The sequence below is a fragment of the Brevundimonas sp. DC300-4 genome, assembly GCF_049897365.1.
In the GTDB taxonomy this organism is placed as follows: Bacteria; Pseudomonadota; Alphaproteobacteria; order Caulobacterales; family Caulobacteraceae; genus Brevundimonas.
On record NZ_JAFCWC010000001.1, the window covers coordinates 375,224 to 388,977 of the forward strand.

The 13,754-nt window shown below is 67.0% G+C and carries 15 protein-coding genes; 9 read left to right on the top strand and 6 right to left on the bottom strand.

What is annotated here, in order from left to right; translation table 11 throughout:
* Positions 1-66 precede the first annotated feature (66 nt).
* Positions 67-858 (top strand): trypsin-like serine peptidase, encoded by a 792-nt coding sequence (locus ACP7AZ_RS01900; protein ID WP_426035533.1) that lies wholly within the window; start codon positions 67-69, stop codon positions 856-858.
* A 470-nt stretch (positions 859-1,328) separates the two neighbouring features.
* Here the strand turns inward: ACP7AZ_RS01900 and ACP7AZ_RS01905 are convergent, their stop codons facing one another.
* Positions 1,329-3,113 (bottom strand): acyl-CoA dehydrogenase, encoded by a 1,785-nt coding sequence (locus tag ACP7AZ_RS01905; RefSeq protein WP_426035535.1) that lies wholly within the window; start codon positions 3,111-3,113, stop codon positions 1,329-1,331.
* A 154-nt stretch (positions 3,114-3,267) separates the two neighbouring features.
* Here ACP7AZ_RS01905 and ACP7AZ_RS01910 point away from each other — a divergent pair, with 154 nt between their 5' ends.
* Genes ACP7AZ_RS01910 through ACP7AZ_RS01920 form a run of 3 tightly spaced genes read left to right on the top strand, consistent with a single transcriptional unit; the run spans position 3,268 to position 5,298 of the window.
* Positions 3,268-3,819, top strand: coding sequence for a cytochrome b (locus ACP7AZ_RS01910; protein WP_426035537.1), 552 nt, complete (start codon positions 3,268-3,270; stop codon positions 3,817-3,819).
* 1 nt (position 3,820) lies between these two features.
* Positions 3,821-4,387: a YceI family protein gene (locus tag ACP7AZ_RS01915; RefSeq protein ID WP_426035539.1), complete on the top strand. Its 567-nt coding sequence runs from the start codon at positions 3,821-3,823 to the stop codon at positions 4,385-4,387.
* On the top strand, positions 4,321-5,298 hold the full coding sequence (locus tag ACP7AZ_RS01920; RefSeq protein ID WP_426035541.1) for an L-threonylcarbamoyladenylate synthase: 978 nt from the start codon (positions 4,321-4,323) through the stop codon (positions 5,296-5,298). The genes ACP7AZ_RS01915 and ACP7AZ_RS01920 overlap by 67 nt, the downstream gene beginning before the upstream one ends.
* Here ACP7AZ_RS01920 and ACP7AZ_RS01925 read toward each other — a convergent pair.
* The 3 genes from ACP7AZ_RS01925 to yaaA form a co-directional block, all read right to left on the bottom strand.
* Positions 5,295-6,374 (bottom strand): patatin-like phospholipase family protein, encoded by a 1,080-nt coding sequence (locus ACP7AZ_RS01925; RefSeq protein WP_426035543.1) that lies wholly within the window; start codon positions 6,372-6,374, stop codon positions 5,295-5,297. The genes ACP7AZ_RS01920 and ACP7AZ_RS01925 overlap by 4 nt on opposite strands.
* Before the next feature lie 19 nt (positions 6,375-6,393).
* The gene (locus ACP7AZ_RS01930; protein WP_426036064.1) at positions 6,394-7,242 is read right to left on the bottom strand and encodes a 3-hydroxybutyrate dehydrogenase; all 849 of its coding nucleotides are present in this window, start codon (positions 7,240-7,242) and stop codon (positions 6,394-6,396) included.
* Positions 7,243-7,350: 108 nt separating this feature from the next.
* Positions 7,351-8,124 (bottom strand): peroxide stress protein YaaA, encoded by a 774-nt coding sequence (gene yaaA, locus ACP7AZ_RS01935; protein WP_426035545.1) that lies wholly within the window; start codon positions 8,122-8,124, stop codon positions 7,351-7,353.
* Between the two features lie 121 nt (positions 8,125-8,245).
* Here yaaA and ACP7AZ_RS01940 point away from each other — a divergent pair, with 121 nt between their 5' ends.
* Positions 8,246-9,043 carry a phytanoyl-CoA dioxygenase family protein gene (locus ACP7AZ_RS01940; protein ID WP_426035547.1) on the top strand — a complete coding sequence of 266 codons (798 nt, stop codon included), beginning with the start codon at positions 8,246-8,248 and terminating at the stop codon, positions 9,041-9,043.
* On the opposite strand, the gene ACP7AZ_RS01945 is transcribed toward ACP7AZ_RS01940, so the two are convergent.
* Positions 9,040-10,446 carry an FAD-binding oxidoreductase gene (locus ACP7AZ_RS01945; RefSeq protein ID WP_426035549.1) on the bottom strand — a complete coding sequence of 469 codons (1,407 nt, stop codon included), beginning with the start codon at positions 10,444-10,446 and terminating at the stop codon, positions 9,040-9,042. The genes ACP7AZ_RS01940 and ACP7AZ_RS01945 overlap by 4 nt on opposite strands.
* Positions 10,447-10,522: 76 nt before the next feature.
* Between ACP7AZ_RS01945 and ACP7AZ_RS01950 the strand changes: the two genes are divergently transcribed.
* From ACP7AZ_RS01950 to ACP7AZ_RS01965, 4 genes are all read left to right on the top strand, one after another.
* Positions 10,523-10,939, top strand: a complete 417-nt coding sequence (locus tag ACP7AZ_RS01950) for an NUDIX hydrolase (RefSeq protein ID WP_426035551.1) — start codon at positions 10,523-10,525, stop codon at positions 10,937-10,939.
* Between the two features lie 156 nt (positions 10,940-11,095).
* On the top strand, positions 11,096-11,545 hold the full coding sequence (locus ACP7AZ_RS01955) for a hypothetical protein (protein WP_426035553.1): 450 nt from the start codon (positions 11,096-11,098) through the stop codon (positions 11,543-11,545).
* A 125-nt stretch (positions 11,546-11,670) separates the two neighbouring features.
* Positions 11,671-12,654 (top strand): SPFH domain-containing protein, encoded by a 984-nt coding sequence (locus ACP7AZ_RS01960; RefSeq protein WP_426035555.1) that lies wholly within the window; start codon positions 11,671-11,673, stop codon positions 12,652-12,654.
* 14 nt (positions 12,655-12,668) lie between these two features.
* A complete protein-coding gene (locus ACP7AZ_RS01965) occupies positions 12,669-13,130 on the top strand; it encodes an NfeD family protein (protein WP_426035557.1) in 462 nt (153 codons plus the stop codon).
* Positions 13,131-13,134: 4 nt separating this feature from the next.
* On the opposite strand, the gene ACP7AZ_RS01970 is transcribed toward ACP7AZ_RS01965, so the two are convergent.
* Positions 13,135-13,725: a hypothetical protein gene (locus ACP7AZ_RS01970; protein WP_426035559.1), complete on the bottom strand. Its 591-nt coding sequence runs from the start codon at positions 13,723-13,725 to the stop codon at positions 13,135-13,137.
* Between the last annotated feature and the right edge of the window lie 29 nt (positions 13,726-13,754).

Genomic DNA, 13,754 nt, shown 5'->3' on the forward strand with positions numbered 1-13,754 from the left:
AGTGGCGCAGCTTGTGCGACCGGCATGCACGCCGTCAAATGCAGCGCCCGTCCAGGAAGGTTGCCCATGATCGAGATCCCGCCCGCCCAGGACGCCGCGCCGCCGCCGATCGTCGCCCATGTCTGGGACCTGACGGTCGGTCTGATCGACGCGACGGTGCAGCTGGACCAGCCGTCGGGACCGACCACGCGGACCGTGGGCACCGGGTTTCTGATCCAGGCGCCGAGGCCCGACGGGACGCCGCGGGTCGTTCTGGTCACCGCGGCCCATGTGCTGGAGACCATGAACGAGGCCGAGGCGCGGATCGGCTGGCGCACGCCGCTGGGTGACGGGACGTGGCGTTTTGATCCCGAGCCCCTGACGATCCGCGACGCGGAGGGGCAGCCGCTGTGGACCCAGCATCCGGATCGCGATGTGGCCGTGATGGAGGTGCAGGCCCCGGAAGCTTTCGCCCGGGCAGCGATCCCCCTGGGCTGGCTGGCGGACGAGAACGCCTTCGACGCCTGGCAGGTGGGGCCGGGCGATGAGCTGTTGTCGCTGGGCTTTCCGCGCGGACTGTCGGCCAACCGGGCCGGTTTTCCGATCCTGAGGGTCGGGCGGATCGCGTCGTATCCCCTCTCGCCCGTCAGCGCGTTTCCGACCTTCCTGCTGGATTTCACCGTCTTCCCCGGCAACTCCGGGGGGCCGGTCTTCTGGACCCCGAGCGCGCGGAAGCGTCCCGGCACGACGGAGCCGGAGACCGCCTTCATCGCCGGCCTGCTGAGCCAGGAGGTGAGGGTCAACGACGAACAGCTCGAGATCGGGGTGGTGACCCACGCCGTCTATATCCGCGAGGCGATCGAGATGCTGGACCGATAGGCTCCGCACGACGCTCAGGCCGGGCTGGATTGGACTCCGGAAAAACCGAGTCCAAAGAGTCCAACGACCAGTAAATTTCGAACATCTTCAGGGTGTTGGAACGATGTCCTGATTGGACTCGAGTCCAATGCGAGTCCAACGCTCTTGCCTGATCCGACGATTTCACAAGCCTCCTTGAGGAGGTGGGTGTGGCTCTCCTGCCGCGCAAGAGGCCGTGAGGAATAAATACCTCTTACCTTCGCTCGCTTGGCGCTGCTCTACATTCAACGGTGCTGACTTTATCACCGTGCACCCCGGCGAAGGCCGGGGTCCAGATGGCGCACTCCGACTCTCGGCACGAAGATGAGCGCCAAATTCCAGCCGCCTGGGTCTGTGATCTGGACCCCGGCCTTCGCCGGGGTGCACGGAAAAGCCAAGGGCGCCTGGATGAATCTCTAACCCACCACCGCACCGGGAAGAGACAGGAGCGCCTAAGCCCCCAGCGCTTCGCGGGTCATCCGCGACAGCAGGTCGCCGCCCTGACCGATGGCCGCGAGGCGGCTGGAAGCGTGGCCGAGGATGTTGGCGGCATAGACCTCATAGAGGTCGATCTTGCCCTGCAGCCAGGCCGGATCGCCGTCGTGGGCGTCGAGACGGGCCCTGGCCGCCAGGGCCCCCCTGGCCAGCATCCAGCCGCCGATGACGTCGCCGAGCAGCTTCAGATAGGCGTCAGCGGCGGCGAGTACATCGGCGCCGCGCGCCGCATCGGCCTTGGCGTCGAGCAGCCACAGGGTCGCGTCCTCGACCGCGCCGATAGCGGCGGCGAACCGCTCGACGGGCTTGCCGGTGTAGAGCGCCCCGAGGACCTTCAGCGTCGCCTTCATCTCGGTGATGACAGCCTTGGCCGATGCGCCGCCGTCATGGGACAGTTTGCGGCCGACAAGGTCTATCGCCTGGATGCCGTTGGTGCCTTCGTAGATCGGGGTGATGCGGGCGTCGCGGTAGTACTGGGCGGCGCCGGTCTCCTCGATGAAGCCCATGCCGCCGTGGATCTGGATTCCGTCCGAGGCCACGTCGCAGCCAACGTCGGTGCCCCAGGCCTTGGCGATCGGCACGAACAGGTCCTCACGGCCCTTCCAGGCCCTGCGCTCGTCCTCGGTGGCGGCGTGCCGGGCCATGTCCGCGGCGACCCCGGTGGCGAAACAGATGGCGCGGGCGGCCTCGATCTTCGCCTTCATGACCGCGAGCGTACGGCGGATATCGGGGTGGTCGATGATCGGAGCGTTGGCCTCTCCGGTCCAGATCGAGCGGCCCTGACGCCGGTCCAGCGCATAGGCCAGGGCGTGCTGGTAGGCGCCCTCGGCGACGCCGACGCCCTGGACGCCGACGGCCAGGCGGGCATTGTTCATCATCACGAACATGTGAGCCAGGCCCTGGTTCGGCTGACCGACCAGCTCGGCGCGCGCGCCTTCATAGCTCATGACGCAGGTCGGGGAGGCGTGGATGCCCAGCTTGTGCTCGATGCCGACAGGGCGGAAGTCGTTGCGTCCGCCGAGCGAGCCGTCGGCCTTGACCTCGAACTTCGACGCCAGGAACAGGCTGATGCCCTTCGGTCCCGGAGGGGCGTCGGGCAGGCGGGCGAGGACCAGATGGACGATGTTCGGCGTCGCGTCGTGGTCGCCCCAGGTGATGTAGATCTTCTGGCCGTTGAGGGCGTAGGTCCCGTCGCCGTTCGGCGTCGCGGTCGCCGTCAGGGCGCCCAGGTCCGAGCCCGCGCCCGGCTCGGTCAGGACCATGGCGCCGGTCCACTCGCCGGAGACAAGCCTGGGCAGGTAGGTTGTCTTCTGGTGGTCGGTGCCGACCTGCTCCAGCGCCTCGATCGCGGCCAGAGACAGCATGGGGCACAGGGCGAAGGCCATGTTGGCCGACTGGATGGTCTCGTAGGCCGCCAGTTCCAGCGCCTTGGGCAGGGCCTGGCCGCCAGCCTCGGCCGAGGCCGTCAGACCGGTCCAGCCGCCCTCGGCGAACTGGCGATAGGCGTCGGCGAAACCGGGCGCGGCGGTGACCGAGCCGTTGGCGTAGGTCGAACCCTTCTGATCGCCGATGCGGTTCAGCGGCGCCAGCACGCCTTCGGAGAACTGACCTGCGGCCTCCAGCACGGCGCCCAGAACGTCGGCGTCATAGTCCGGGAAGGCGCCGGTGGCAGCGACCTGGTCGATGCCGGCGATGGCGGTCAGGCTGAAGGCGAGATCCCGAACGGGGGCGCGATAGGTCATGGCGGAAATCTCCGGTCGGGCTGAAGCGTCTTCTTACTCAAGTCACGCAGTGCGTCAGACCTTCTTGCGACGATGCCGTCGCGTCAGGCAAGGGACCGCTTGGCCTGCGCCGTCCGTTGCGGCAAGCTGTCTGCGACGCGTCGGGGGAATATGCATGGCCGAGCCTAGAAACCGATACTCGATCGTGTCGCTGGTCTTCCACTGGGGACTGGCGCTGCTGGTCCTGTGCCAGGTGCTGCTGATCACGGCGAAGGAGGCGACCGACGGGCCGATCTCGCGTGAGTTCGTGCAGATCCACAAGGCGCTGGGCCTGACCGTCCTGGTCCTGACCCTGGCGCGCATCGGCTGGCGGCTGGCCAACCCGGCCCTGCCCATGCCGCCTGGCACCCCGGACTGGCAGAAGTTCGCAGCCAAAACGACGCATGTGCTTTTCTACGTGCTGCTGATCGGCATTCCGATGTTCGGCTGGGCGGCGGCGAGCGCCGGTGGACGGGACATCGACTGGTTCGGACTGTTCAACTGGCCGCTGCTGCCCGTCGAACGGAGCCGCGCTATGGCCGGGACCCTCATGGGCCTGCACGAGGCCGGGGTTAAGGGGCTGTACGTCTTGCTCGCCCTGCATGTGCTGGCGGCGCTTAAGCATCATTTCGTCGATCGCGACAATGTCCTGCACCGGATGATCCCCCTGATTCGCCGGCGGCCCTGAGATGCGCCTGGCCCTGATCGCATTGCTGATCGGGGCGGCCTGTCTGGCGACGGGCGCGAGCCGGGCCGAGGTCGAGCGCTGGGCCGTCGTCCCGGGTGATTCGGTCATCACCATGCGGGTCGGGACCCCGGTCGGCGCGCGGACCGGGCGGTTCACGCGCTGGACGGGCGATATCCGTTTCGATCCCGACGCCCCGGAGACGGCGCAGGTCGCCATCGAGGTCGAGGCGGCGTCGCTGAGAATGGATGACGGCCGCCTGACGTCCACGGCGGCCGGTGCAGGCTTTCTCGACAGCGGCCGCTATCCGCGCATCGCCTTCCGCCTGACCGGTCTGGAACCGGCCGGCGGGCAGCGCTTCACGGCCTGTGCGGACATCACGATCAAGGGCGTCACACGGTCCGTGAGGTTCCCCGCGACCTTGCGCAGCGAAGGGCGGACGGCGCAGATGACCGGCGGCTTCTCGCTGGATCGGGCGGCCTTCGGCATTGGAACGCGTGGACCGTGGAACGGACTGATCGGACGGCAGGTGAGGGTGAACGTGTCCCTGGCGACGCGCCCGGTCGGCTGAGCGGGGTCGAGGGCGCCGTCGCGGCGCTGCGGGCCGGCGAGCTGCTGATCATGCCGACCGAGACCGTCTATGGGCTGGCGGCGGACGCCGGGAACCCCGATTCGGTCGCAAAGATCTTCGAGGCCAAGGGACGGCCGCGTTTCAATCCCCTGATTTCGCATGTGGCAGATGCCGTGGCGGCCGAGCGGATCGCCGTCTTCGACGATGCGGCGCGGCGTCTGGCGGCGGCCTTCTGGCCCGGGCCGCTGACGATCGTGGCGCCGTGCCGGGACATGACGGTAGTCAGCGATCTGGCGCGTGCAGGGCTGGACAGTATCGCGGTGCGGGTCCCCGGCCATGCCAGGGCCCGGGCGGTGCTCGACGCGTTCGGCGGTCCTGTGGTGGCGCCCTCGGCCAACCGGTCCGGGCGGCCCAGCCCCACGACCTTCGCCGATGCCATGGAAGAGACGGGCTCCTTCGCGAGCGCGGCACTGGACGGCGGGCCGTGCGCGGTCGGGGTCGAGAGCACCGTCGTTTCGGTGCTGGACGGGCGGGTGGCCCTGCTGCGGCCCGGGTCGGTGACGCGCGAGGAGATCGAGGCCCTGGTCGGGCCGCTGGACGGGGCGGGCGAGGGGCACAGGTCGCCCGGACGGCTGACCCGCCACTATGCACCGGTCTCGCCGGTACGGCTGGAGGCGGGCGAGGCCGGGGCCGGGGAAATCCTGCTCGGCTTCGGGCCGGGGGTCGGCGTCGAGCGCTGGAGTCTGAGCCCGTCAGGCGACCTGCGGGAGGCCGCGGCGAACCTGTTCCGGCTGTTGCGTGAGGCCGATCGGGAAGGCCCCGCAGCGATCGCCGTGGCGCCGATCCCCGCGACCGGACTGGGCGAGGCCATCAACGATCGATTAGAGCGCGCCGCCGGCTTCGTCGGCTAGCCGAACCGCGCCTGCAGATCGACGCTTGACCGCACCCCCACATCTCCGAAGCAACTGTCCAGCCATTCCTCCGCCGCCGCGCGCCCGCGTGTCTTCAGGTCGTTGAGGAAGGTCCATTCGGTGTTGAACTTGGATCCCAGCGAAAGGTCGCCCAGCCAGCCGTCGGCCTCGATGGCGTGCATCAGGATGTGGCGATACTGCTCGCGGGCGGAGGGGGTGAGGCGGCCGTCCTCGATGAGTTCCTGGACGAAGGCGACGGCGCGCAGTTCGGCGACCAGCGGCGCGTTGAAAACGACCTCGTTCAGCCGGTCCATGATGTCGCCGGCGGCCTTGGGCGCATCCGCGCGCTCGAAGGCGTTGAGGGTGATCAGGAGGACGTCGTCCGGCGTGTCCTGGTAGAACAGGGGCCACAGCGGCGGATTGGCGAGGTAACCGCCGTCCCAGTAGGGCTCGCCGTCGATCTCCACCGCCTGGAAAAGGTGGGGCAGGCAGGCGGAGGCGAGCAGGACCTGATCCGTGATCTCGCTCGAGGTGAAGACGCGGGACTTCGCATGGCGGACGGCCGTGGCGGCGACGAAGAACTTCACCTCGGCGGCGCGAACGGCCTCGAAGTCGATCGTGGCCTGCAGAACCCGTTTCAGAGGATTGTGATTGAAGGGATTGAATTCATAGGGCGACATTGACATCGCGAGGGTCTCTGACGCCCGCCACAGGGGCGAGTCCTTCAGCCAGGTCGGCTGCAGGGCATTGGACCAGATCGAGGTGTCGCCGAACACGTTCTTGCCGCCCGACTGGTTCGTCTCGCGCCACAGTTTGTCCAGCGCCTCGCGGGCTCCGTCGGTGCCGCCGATGGCCAGGCCGGAGACCAGGGCGGCGCCGTTCATGGCGCCGGCCGAGGAGGCGGTGACGGCCCGGATGTCGACGACGTCGGCCTCGAGCAACCGATCGAGAACGCCCCACTGGAAGGCGCCGTGCGCGCCGCCGCCCTGAAGCGCCAGGCAGATGGGGCGGCGACCGCTGACGGGCGGTTCAGGCGCTGCGGGCGCCGGGGTCGACTTGCGTTTGAAAAGCGCCATCGTCTCCCCTGCGTTCGTCCTATTGAGCGGTCCAGCCGCCGTCGATCGAGAAGCTGGCCCCGTTGGCCGAGGCTCCCAGGTCCGACACCAGATAGAGGAAGATGCCGGCCAGTTCGTCGGTTGTGACGAACCGCTTGGTTGGCTGGGCGGCGAGAATCACGTCCTTCAGGACCTGCTCTTTGGAGATGCCGCGCGTGCGGGCCTGATCGGCGATCTGCTTCTCGACGATCGGCGTCTCGACGAAGCCGGGGCAGATGGCGTTGCAGGTGATGTTGTCCTGCGCCAGCTCCAGAGCCACGGTCTTGGTGAAGCCGAGGACGCCATGCTTGGCGGCGACATAGGCGGACTTGAACGGCGAGGCGACCAGACCGTGCGCCGAAGCGATGTTGACGATCCGGCCGCGGCCCTGCGCCTTCATGATCGGGATGGCGGCGCGGGTGGCATAGAAGGTCGAGGAGAGGTTGATCGCGATGATCTTCTCCCACTGGTCAGACGGGAATTTCTCGACCGCCTCGACGTGCTGGATGCCGGCGTTGTTGACCAGGATGTCGAGCCGGCCGAGCTGATGCCTGGCATAGGCGACCATGTCGGCGACCTCGTCGCCCTTGAGCATGTTGGCAGCGTGATAGCGGACCCGGACGCCGCAACTGGCCTCCATCTCGGCGCGCGTGCGCTCGATCTCCGACGGGTCGCCGAGGCCGTTCAGGACCACGTCGCCGCCGCGCGAGGCGACCGCGCGAGCCAGGGCCAGGCCGATGCCGGACGTCGAGCCAGAGATGACGGCCACCTGGCCCTTGAGGTCGTTGGGATCACGATAGACGGGGCGCTCGGTCTCCGAGCCGTCCTTCTTGCCGGGCCATTGGAACATGGGGTCGTTCACTCTCGTCTCTTGCCCTTGTCCGCGTCGATCGAACGCGTCGGGGATCTCTGGTTTGCCGGGACTCTAACCTTTCGCGACTGCGAAGGCGACCCGGTCTCAGGAATTTCCCTGCCTGGTGAATATCCAGTCTGTCTCGGTCGAGGCGGCCTTCTGGAATCGATAGCCGTCACGATCGAACGCCTTCAGATCGCCGGCGGCTTCGATACGCTCGTCGATGGCGAACCGCGCCATGGTCCCGCGCGCCTTCTTGGCGAAGAAGGAGATGATGCGGCTCTCGCCGTCCTTTTCCTCACGGAAGTGAGGCGTGACGACTGGCAGTTTCAACGCCTTGGCGTCGACGGCGCCGAAATATTCCTGGCTGGCGAGGTTCACGAGTGTGGGATCGGACTGGCCTTCGGCGTCGGCATTCAGCTGTTTCGAGATCCGGTCACCCCAGAAGTCGTAGAGACTGGACCCGCGCCGGGTCTTCAGACGGGTTCCCATCTCCAGGCGGTAGGGCTGGATGCGGTCAAGCGGCCTCAGCAGCCCATAGAGGCCGGACAGGATGCGCAGGTGATCCTGGGCGAAGGCGAGACCGGCATTGTCGAGGGTGCGCGCCTCAAGCCCCTGATAGACGTCGCCGGCGAAGGCGAAGGCAGCCTGGATGCCGGTGTCGAGCGCGTCGGGTTCGAACGCCTTGAAGCGAGCCTGGTTCAGCTTCGCCAGATCGGTCGAGATGCCCATCAGGCGGCGCAGATCGGCCTGGGTCTGGTTGCGCGCCGTCTTCGACAAGGTCGAGGTGTCGTCGACGAAGCGGCGGTATGTCGCCGCGACGTCGTGCGAGGGTTCGGTGAAATCCAGCCGCTTGGCCGGGGACAGGACGATCAGCAAGGCGGTCTCCGTTCTTCAGCCGGGTGCATAGGCCGCTTGGGTGACGAATTGAACCGGACGGAATTCGCGCCCGTTTGCGAATCGGCAAATCGTGGCTTCCCGGGCGTACCAAGAGACTGGGATGACAAGGCAAACTTTGACGGCGCAAGACCTCCGCACCTATGCGGAAGATGGCTATCTGGTCGTGAAAGGAGCCGCCGCGCAGAGGCCGATCGACGAACTGATGGGATTCGTGGCCCATGTGATCCGGCTGGAATCTGGATCGATCGAGCCGGACGAGGCGGTGCTGAACCGCGTTCTCGTCGATCTAAAGCGGTCCCATCCGTCGAGCAGTTCGTGGATCTATCAGACCATACTGGGGTCCTGGGCGCTGAAACGATTCTTCATCGACATCGCCATCGAGGACATGGCCATGCAGTTGCTGGGGATGGACGACCCGAACAATCTCGGCATCGTCAGTCCGGCCTTCCGTTTCGACATTCCGGGCGACACCCGCAACGTCCGGGCCTGGCATCAGGACTCCGCTTATTTCCGCGAGAACCAGGCCGGGACGGATGCCCTAGTAGCCTGGATTCCGACCACGCCGTCGAGACAGGAGAACGGCTCGGTCGTCATGGCGCCCGGCACCCACCACGTCGGTCGTGTCGGATCAGTCCACGAGGAGGCTTCGGGCTACAAGTCCGAGCAGTACGTCGTGCCGGACAGCATGCTGGAGGGGCGTCGCCTGGTTCACGTCGAGGCGGAGCCGGGAGACGTGGCCTTCATCAACATGGACCTGGTGCACGGCTCGGGCGTGAACTCGACCGCCGACAACGTTCGCTACACCGCCCAGATCCGGTTCAACACCATCAATCGTCCAGAGTATCGGCCCGTCCAGCTCCGACCGATCTATCCGACCTATGAGCGCCGGACAGACTAGAACAGCACGGCTGGATTCATGATCCGCTGGGGATCGATGGCCTTGCGGATCGCCTCCATGGTCGAGATTTCCAGCGGCGACTTGTAGCGGCGCGCCTCGTCCGTCTTCAGCCGGCCCAGCCCGTGCTCTGCGGAGATGGACCCGTCGTAGCGGGCGACGATGTCGTGGACGACCCGCGACCCGTCCAACCAGCGGCCGAGGAAGGCCGGCAGGTCGCCGCCGGGCGGGCACAGGATGTCGTAGTGCATATTGCCGTCGCCGACGTGGCCGAAGGCGCTGACGCGGGCGCCCGGCTCGAAGGCCTCGACGGCGGCGGTGGCTTCATCGAGGAAGTCGGCGATGCGGCTGACGGGGACGGAGACGTCGTGCTTCCAGCCGCCGCCCTCTGGCCGTTGGGCCGCCGACTGTTCCTCGCGCAGTTTCCAGAAGTCGCGGACCTGGGACTCATTCTGGGCGATGGCGGCGTCGGTGATCAGGTCTTCCTCGAAGGCCGCGGTCAGGATGCGTTCCATCCCGGCCTCGGCCGCACCGGGCTCGCCGGAGGCCAGTTCGATCAGCACGTACCAGGGCTGGACGCTGTCCAGCGGCTCGCGGACGCCCGGGATGTGTCTGATGCCGAACTCGACGCCGATGCGCTTCATCAGCTCGAAGGCCTCGACCCCGCCGCCGGTCTCGGCCTTGGCTCGGGCGAGGAGTTGGATGGCGGAATGGGCGCTGGCCAGACCGACGATGGCGGTAGCCCGGCTGCGCATGATCGGGAACAGCTTCAGGGTCGCGGCGGTGACCACCCCCAGCGTGCCCTCCGCGCCAATCAGCAGCTGCTTCAGGTCGTAGCCGGTGTTGTCCTTGCGCAGCCGTTTCAGGCCGTTGAACATCTGGCCGTCCGGCATGACCGCCTCGATGCCGAGCACCAGGTCACGCATCATGCCGTAGCGCAGGACGGCCGTTCCCCCGGCGTTGGTCGAGATGACCCCGCCGATGGTGGCCGTGCCCTCGGCCGCAAGGCTGAGGGGAAAGAAGCGATCGGCCCCGGCGGCCAGTTGCTGGGCCTCCAGCAGGGTGACGCCCGCCTCGACCGTCATGGCGTCGTCCAGGGGGGTTACATCGCGCACGGCGCGCAGGCGGCGGGTCGACAGCAGCACCTCACCCATCGGAATCTGGCCGCCGACCAGGCCGGTGTCGCCGCCCTGGGGTGTGATGGCGACGCCGTGGCGGGCGCAGATCTCCACGGCGCGGGCCACCTCGGCGGTCGTGCCGGGCTTCAGCATCAAGGGTGTGTGCCCCTTCCACTTGTTGCGCCATTCTGTGAGCCACGGGGCGATTTCGGACTGATCTTCCGTCCAGCCCGAGGGGCCGAGCACGGCTTTCAGTTCGTCGAGGGCGGTGGAGGAGGGGGAGGCCATGGCGTCTTGTCTCAAAGCCTTGCCTCAGACGCTACTCAAAAGAGGGGCCAGCCTAAACAGGCGCTAGGGTGGCGTCATGAGCGATTCCTCCATGATGCCCGTGCCCGCCGTCGGCGTGGTTTGCCTGAAGGGCGAAGAGGTGCTGCTGATCCGACGCGGGACGCCGCCACGGATGGGGGAGTGGAGCCTGCCGGGAGGACGCATCGAGCCCGGAGAGCGCGCGGCCGATGCGGCGTTGAGGGAACTCGTCGAGGAGACGGGGATCGAGGCGCGTATTCTCGGCCTCCTCGACGTCGTGGACGGCATCTTTCCCGAGGCGGGGCGACACTATGTGCTGATCGACTATGTCGCCGAATGGACCGGCGGCGAGGCGGTCGCGGGCGACGATGCGGCGGACGCTGTCTTCATGCCCATTGCCACCGCCATGGCCGCTGTTGACTGGGCCGAGACGCGGCGAGTGATCGCCCTGGCGGTGGCGTTTCGCCATGGTTGACGGCATTGTCAGGTCCCGTCACTTAACCTAGCGTGCTGCAAAGCCGACATATTTACAGGACGGCCCAGACGATTCCGTCCTCGGTCGCTCTCTTTTGAACTTTGGCCGGCATCCCGCCAGCCTCGGGGGACTAAACAGATGAAGACGAAACTGTTCATGGCGGCCTCTGCCGCCGCCATCCTGTTCGCGACAGGCGCTGCCGCCCAGGCGACCATGACGGTCACCAACGACGGCGAAGTCGCTATCACCGAACTGGCCATCTCCGGCACGTCGGTCGAGGACTTCGGCGACAACCTGCTGGACGAAGAAATCGCACCGGGCGACGGCGTTGAAGTGACCTTCGACGTCGGTGACGACTGCGTCCAGGACGTGATGGCTACCTACGAGGATGGCGACACCGAAGAAGTGTACGACGTCGACCTGTGCGAAGGCGGCGGCTTCGAAGTCGAGGACGACGACGCCGACGAGGAAGATCCGAGCGAGGACGAAGACGAAGAAGACGACGAGGAAGAAGAAGACGAAGAAGAAGAAGAAGGCGAAGAAGAAGAAGAAGGCGAGGAAGAAGAAGACGAGGAAGAAGAAGAGGACGAGGAAGAGGAGGAGTAATCTTCCGACCCACCTTTTTGCGTTGCGGCGGCTCCCGGAAGGGGGCCGCCGTTTTCGTTTGCGGTGTCCGGATTCCGTGGCGTGCCGGCTCGGCGCGGGCTAACCTGCGGCCAGGAGGATCCTGAATGACCTATTTCGCCGTTGTGCTGCTGGTTTTCGCAGTCATTTTCGTGTTCAGCACCGTCAAGATCGTGCCCCAGGGGCGGGAGTTGACGGTCGAGCGGTTCGGCAAATACACCAAGACGCTGAAGCCCGGCATCAGCATCCTGATCCCGTTCGTGGAACGGATCGGCCGGCGCATGAACATGATGGAGCAGGTCCTGGACGTGCCCCAGCAGGAGGTCATCACCAAGGACAACGCCATGGTGAAGGTCGACGCCATCGTCTTCATCCAGGTGATGGACGCGCCGAGCGCCGCCTATCGGGTCGAGAACCTGCCGTATGCGATCACCCAGCTGTGCTCGACCAATCTTCGGACCGTGGTCGGGTCGATGGATCTCGACGAGGTCCTGTTCCAGCGTGACAACATCAACTCGCGTCTGCTGACCGTCATCGACGCGGCGACCGAGCCTTGGGGCGTCAAGGTCAACCGGATCGAGATCAAGGACCTCACCCCGCCGGTCGACATCACCAACGCCATGGCGCGCCAGATGAAGGCCGAACGCGAACGCCGCGCCGTGATCACCGAGGCCGAGGGCGAGAAACAGGCAGCCATCGCGCGCGCTGAGGGCGCCAAACAGGCGGCGATCCTCGAGTCCGAAGGTCGCAAGGAGGCCGCCTTCCGCGACGCCGAAGCGCGCGAACGGGCCGCCGAGGCCGAGGCCAAGGCCACGGCCATGGTATCCGAGGCCATCGCCCGCGGCGACGTCAACGCCATCAACTATTTCGTCGCCCAGAAATACGTCGAGGCCTTCGCGGAACTGGCGCGCAACCCGACGGCCAAGACGGTCATCGTGCCCGCCGAGATGAGCGGACTGGTCGGGACCATCGCCGGCATCGGCGAACTGGTCGGACTGGCTCGCAACCAGCAACAGGCGGCTCGCCCGGCTCCGGCGGCGCCGCCGGCGCGGTCCACCCGGTCCGGCGGCGCCGTGCCGCCGACGGCATGACGGAGTTCTGAGCCATGGGCGCTATTCTGGACATCTATGCCGCCCAGCCGTTCTGGATCTGGCTGGCGGTGGGCGTGCTGCTGCTCGCAATCGAGGCGTCGCTGTCGACCGAATGGCTTCTTTGGCCGGCGGTCGCGGCCGGCGTGGTCGCTGTTCTGACCGCCCTGGGGCTGCGCATGGGGCTGGCCGTCGAGGTCGGGCTTTTCGCTGGCCTGACGGTGCTGGCGACCGCGTTGTCGCGGCGCCTGATCCGACGTGTGAACCCGGAAGACCACCCCGACATCAACGACCGCGATCTGCGCCTCGTCGGACAGCGGGCGCGGGTCGTTCAGGCCTTTGTCGAGGGCAGGGGACGGGTCTTCGTCTCCGGCGCCGAATGGGTCGCCCTGATCGACGGCGACGCTCCGCCCGTGGGCGACAGCGTCGTGGTGGATCGCCTGGAAGGTCCGTCGCTGAAGGTCCGGCGCGAGGCCTGACCGGTCAGCCTATGCCGGCGACCGCACCGACCTCGTCGCGACAGGCGCTCGACGCGGTGTTCAGCTGGTCCGTTTCCTCGCCCGCGAGTCGCTCGAGATCGGCGATGTCCTGGGCTGTGATGACGCCGGCGTCCAGCACCTCGACCTGCTTGTTGTAGAGCGCCACCCGCTTCTCGCTGGCGGCATAGGCGGCGTCGCTGATCTCGTCGGGGAAGACCATCGTCATCTGAAGATACTGTTGGTAGATCGACGTCGAGACGGCGTCGCCAGCCTCGAGGCGCGCGGTGATCTCGGCGCTGACGTCGTCGTCGATCGGTCCCTCGACCAGGGCTGCAGCCTTCTCGCTGTCCGACGAGGCGCGGGCGGTCAGTTCGCTGAACTGCAGGCAGGTGGCCAGCTGGGTCTCGAAGATCTTCTGCTTCGCCGCCGTGCGCGACACGTCCAGCGCCTGGACAGCGGTGAACATGGACGCCGCCGCGACGATCATTGCAGAGATGGCCGAGACGGAGGCGATCGTGCCCTCGACGGAAACGCGCTGGGTCTTGCCCCTGGAGCCGTTATCGATCGGATCGGTCTCGGGAGGAATCGGGGTCATGTCGGTCATCCGCCGACCTGATCGCATCC

Bases quoted from the DNA above. Each gene is read 5' to 3' on its own strand.
- ACP7AZ_RS01955 (WP_426035553.1), top strand. From the start codon at position 11,096: ATGGCGGCCTCTGCCGCCGCCATCCTGTTCGCGACAGGCGCTGCCGCC.
- ACP7AZ_RS01930 (WP_426036064.1), bottom strand. From the start codon at position 7,242: ATGTTCCAATGGCCCGGCAAGAAGGACGGCTCGGAGACCGAGCGCCCC.
- ACP7AZ_RS01915 (WP_426035539.1), top strand. From the start codon at position 3,821: ATGCGCCTGGCCCTGATCGCATTGCTGATCGGGGCGGCCTGTCTGGCG.
- ACP7AZ_RS01965 (WP_426035557.1), top strand. From the start codon at position 12,669: ATGGGCGCTATTCTGGACATCTATGCCGCCCAGCCGTTCTGGATCTGG.
- ACP7AZ_RS01970 (WP_426035559.1), bottom strand. From the start codon at position 13,725: ATGACCCCGATTCCTCCCGAGACCGATCCGATCGATAACGGCTCCAGG.
- ACP7AZ_RS01950 (WP_426035551.1), top strand. From the start codon at position 10,523: ATGAGCGATTCCTCCATGATGCCCGTGCCCGCCGTCGGCGTGGTTTGC.
- ACP7AZ_RS01910 (WP_426035537.1), top strand. From the start codon at position 3,268: ATGGCCGAGCCTAGAAACCGATACTCGATCGTGTCGCTGGTCTTCCAC.
- ACP7AZ_RS01925 (WP_426035543.1), bottom strand. From the start codon at position 6,374: ATGGCGCTTTTCAAACGCAAGTCGACCCCGGCGCCCGCAGCGCCTGAA.
- ACP7AZ_RS01900 (WP_426035533.1), top strand. From the start codon at position 67: ATGATCGAGATCCCGCCCGCCCAGGACGCCGCGCCGCCGCCGATCGTC.
- ACP7AZ_RS01905 (WP_426035535.1), bottom strand. From the start codon at position 3,113: ATGACCTATCGCGCCCCCGTTCGGGATCTCGCCTTCAGCCTGACCGCC.
- ACP7AZ_RS01940 (WP_426035547.1), top strand. From the start codon at position 8,246: ATGACAAGGCAAACTTTGACGGCGCAAGACCTCCGCACCTATGCGGAA.
- ACP7AZ_RS01960 (WP_426035555.1), top strand. From the start codon at position 11,671: ATGACCTATTTCGCCGTTGTGCTGCTGGTTTTCGCAGTCATTTTCGTG.
- ACP7AZ_RS01945 (WP_426035549.1), bottom strand. From the start codon at position 10,446: ATGGCCTCCCCCTCCTCCACCGCCCTCGACGAACTGAAAGCCGTGCTC.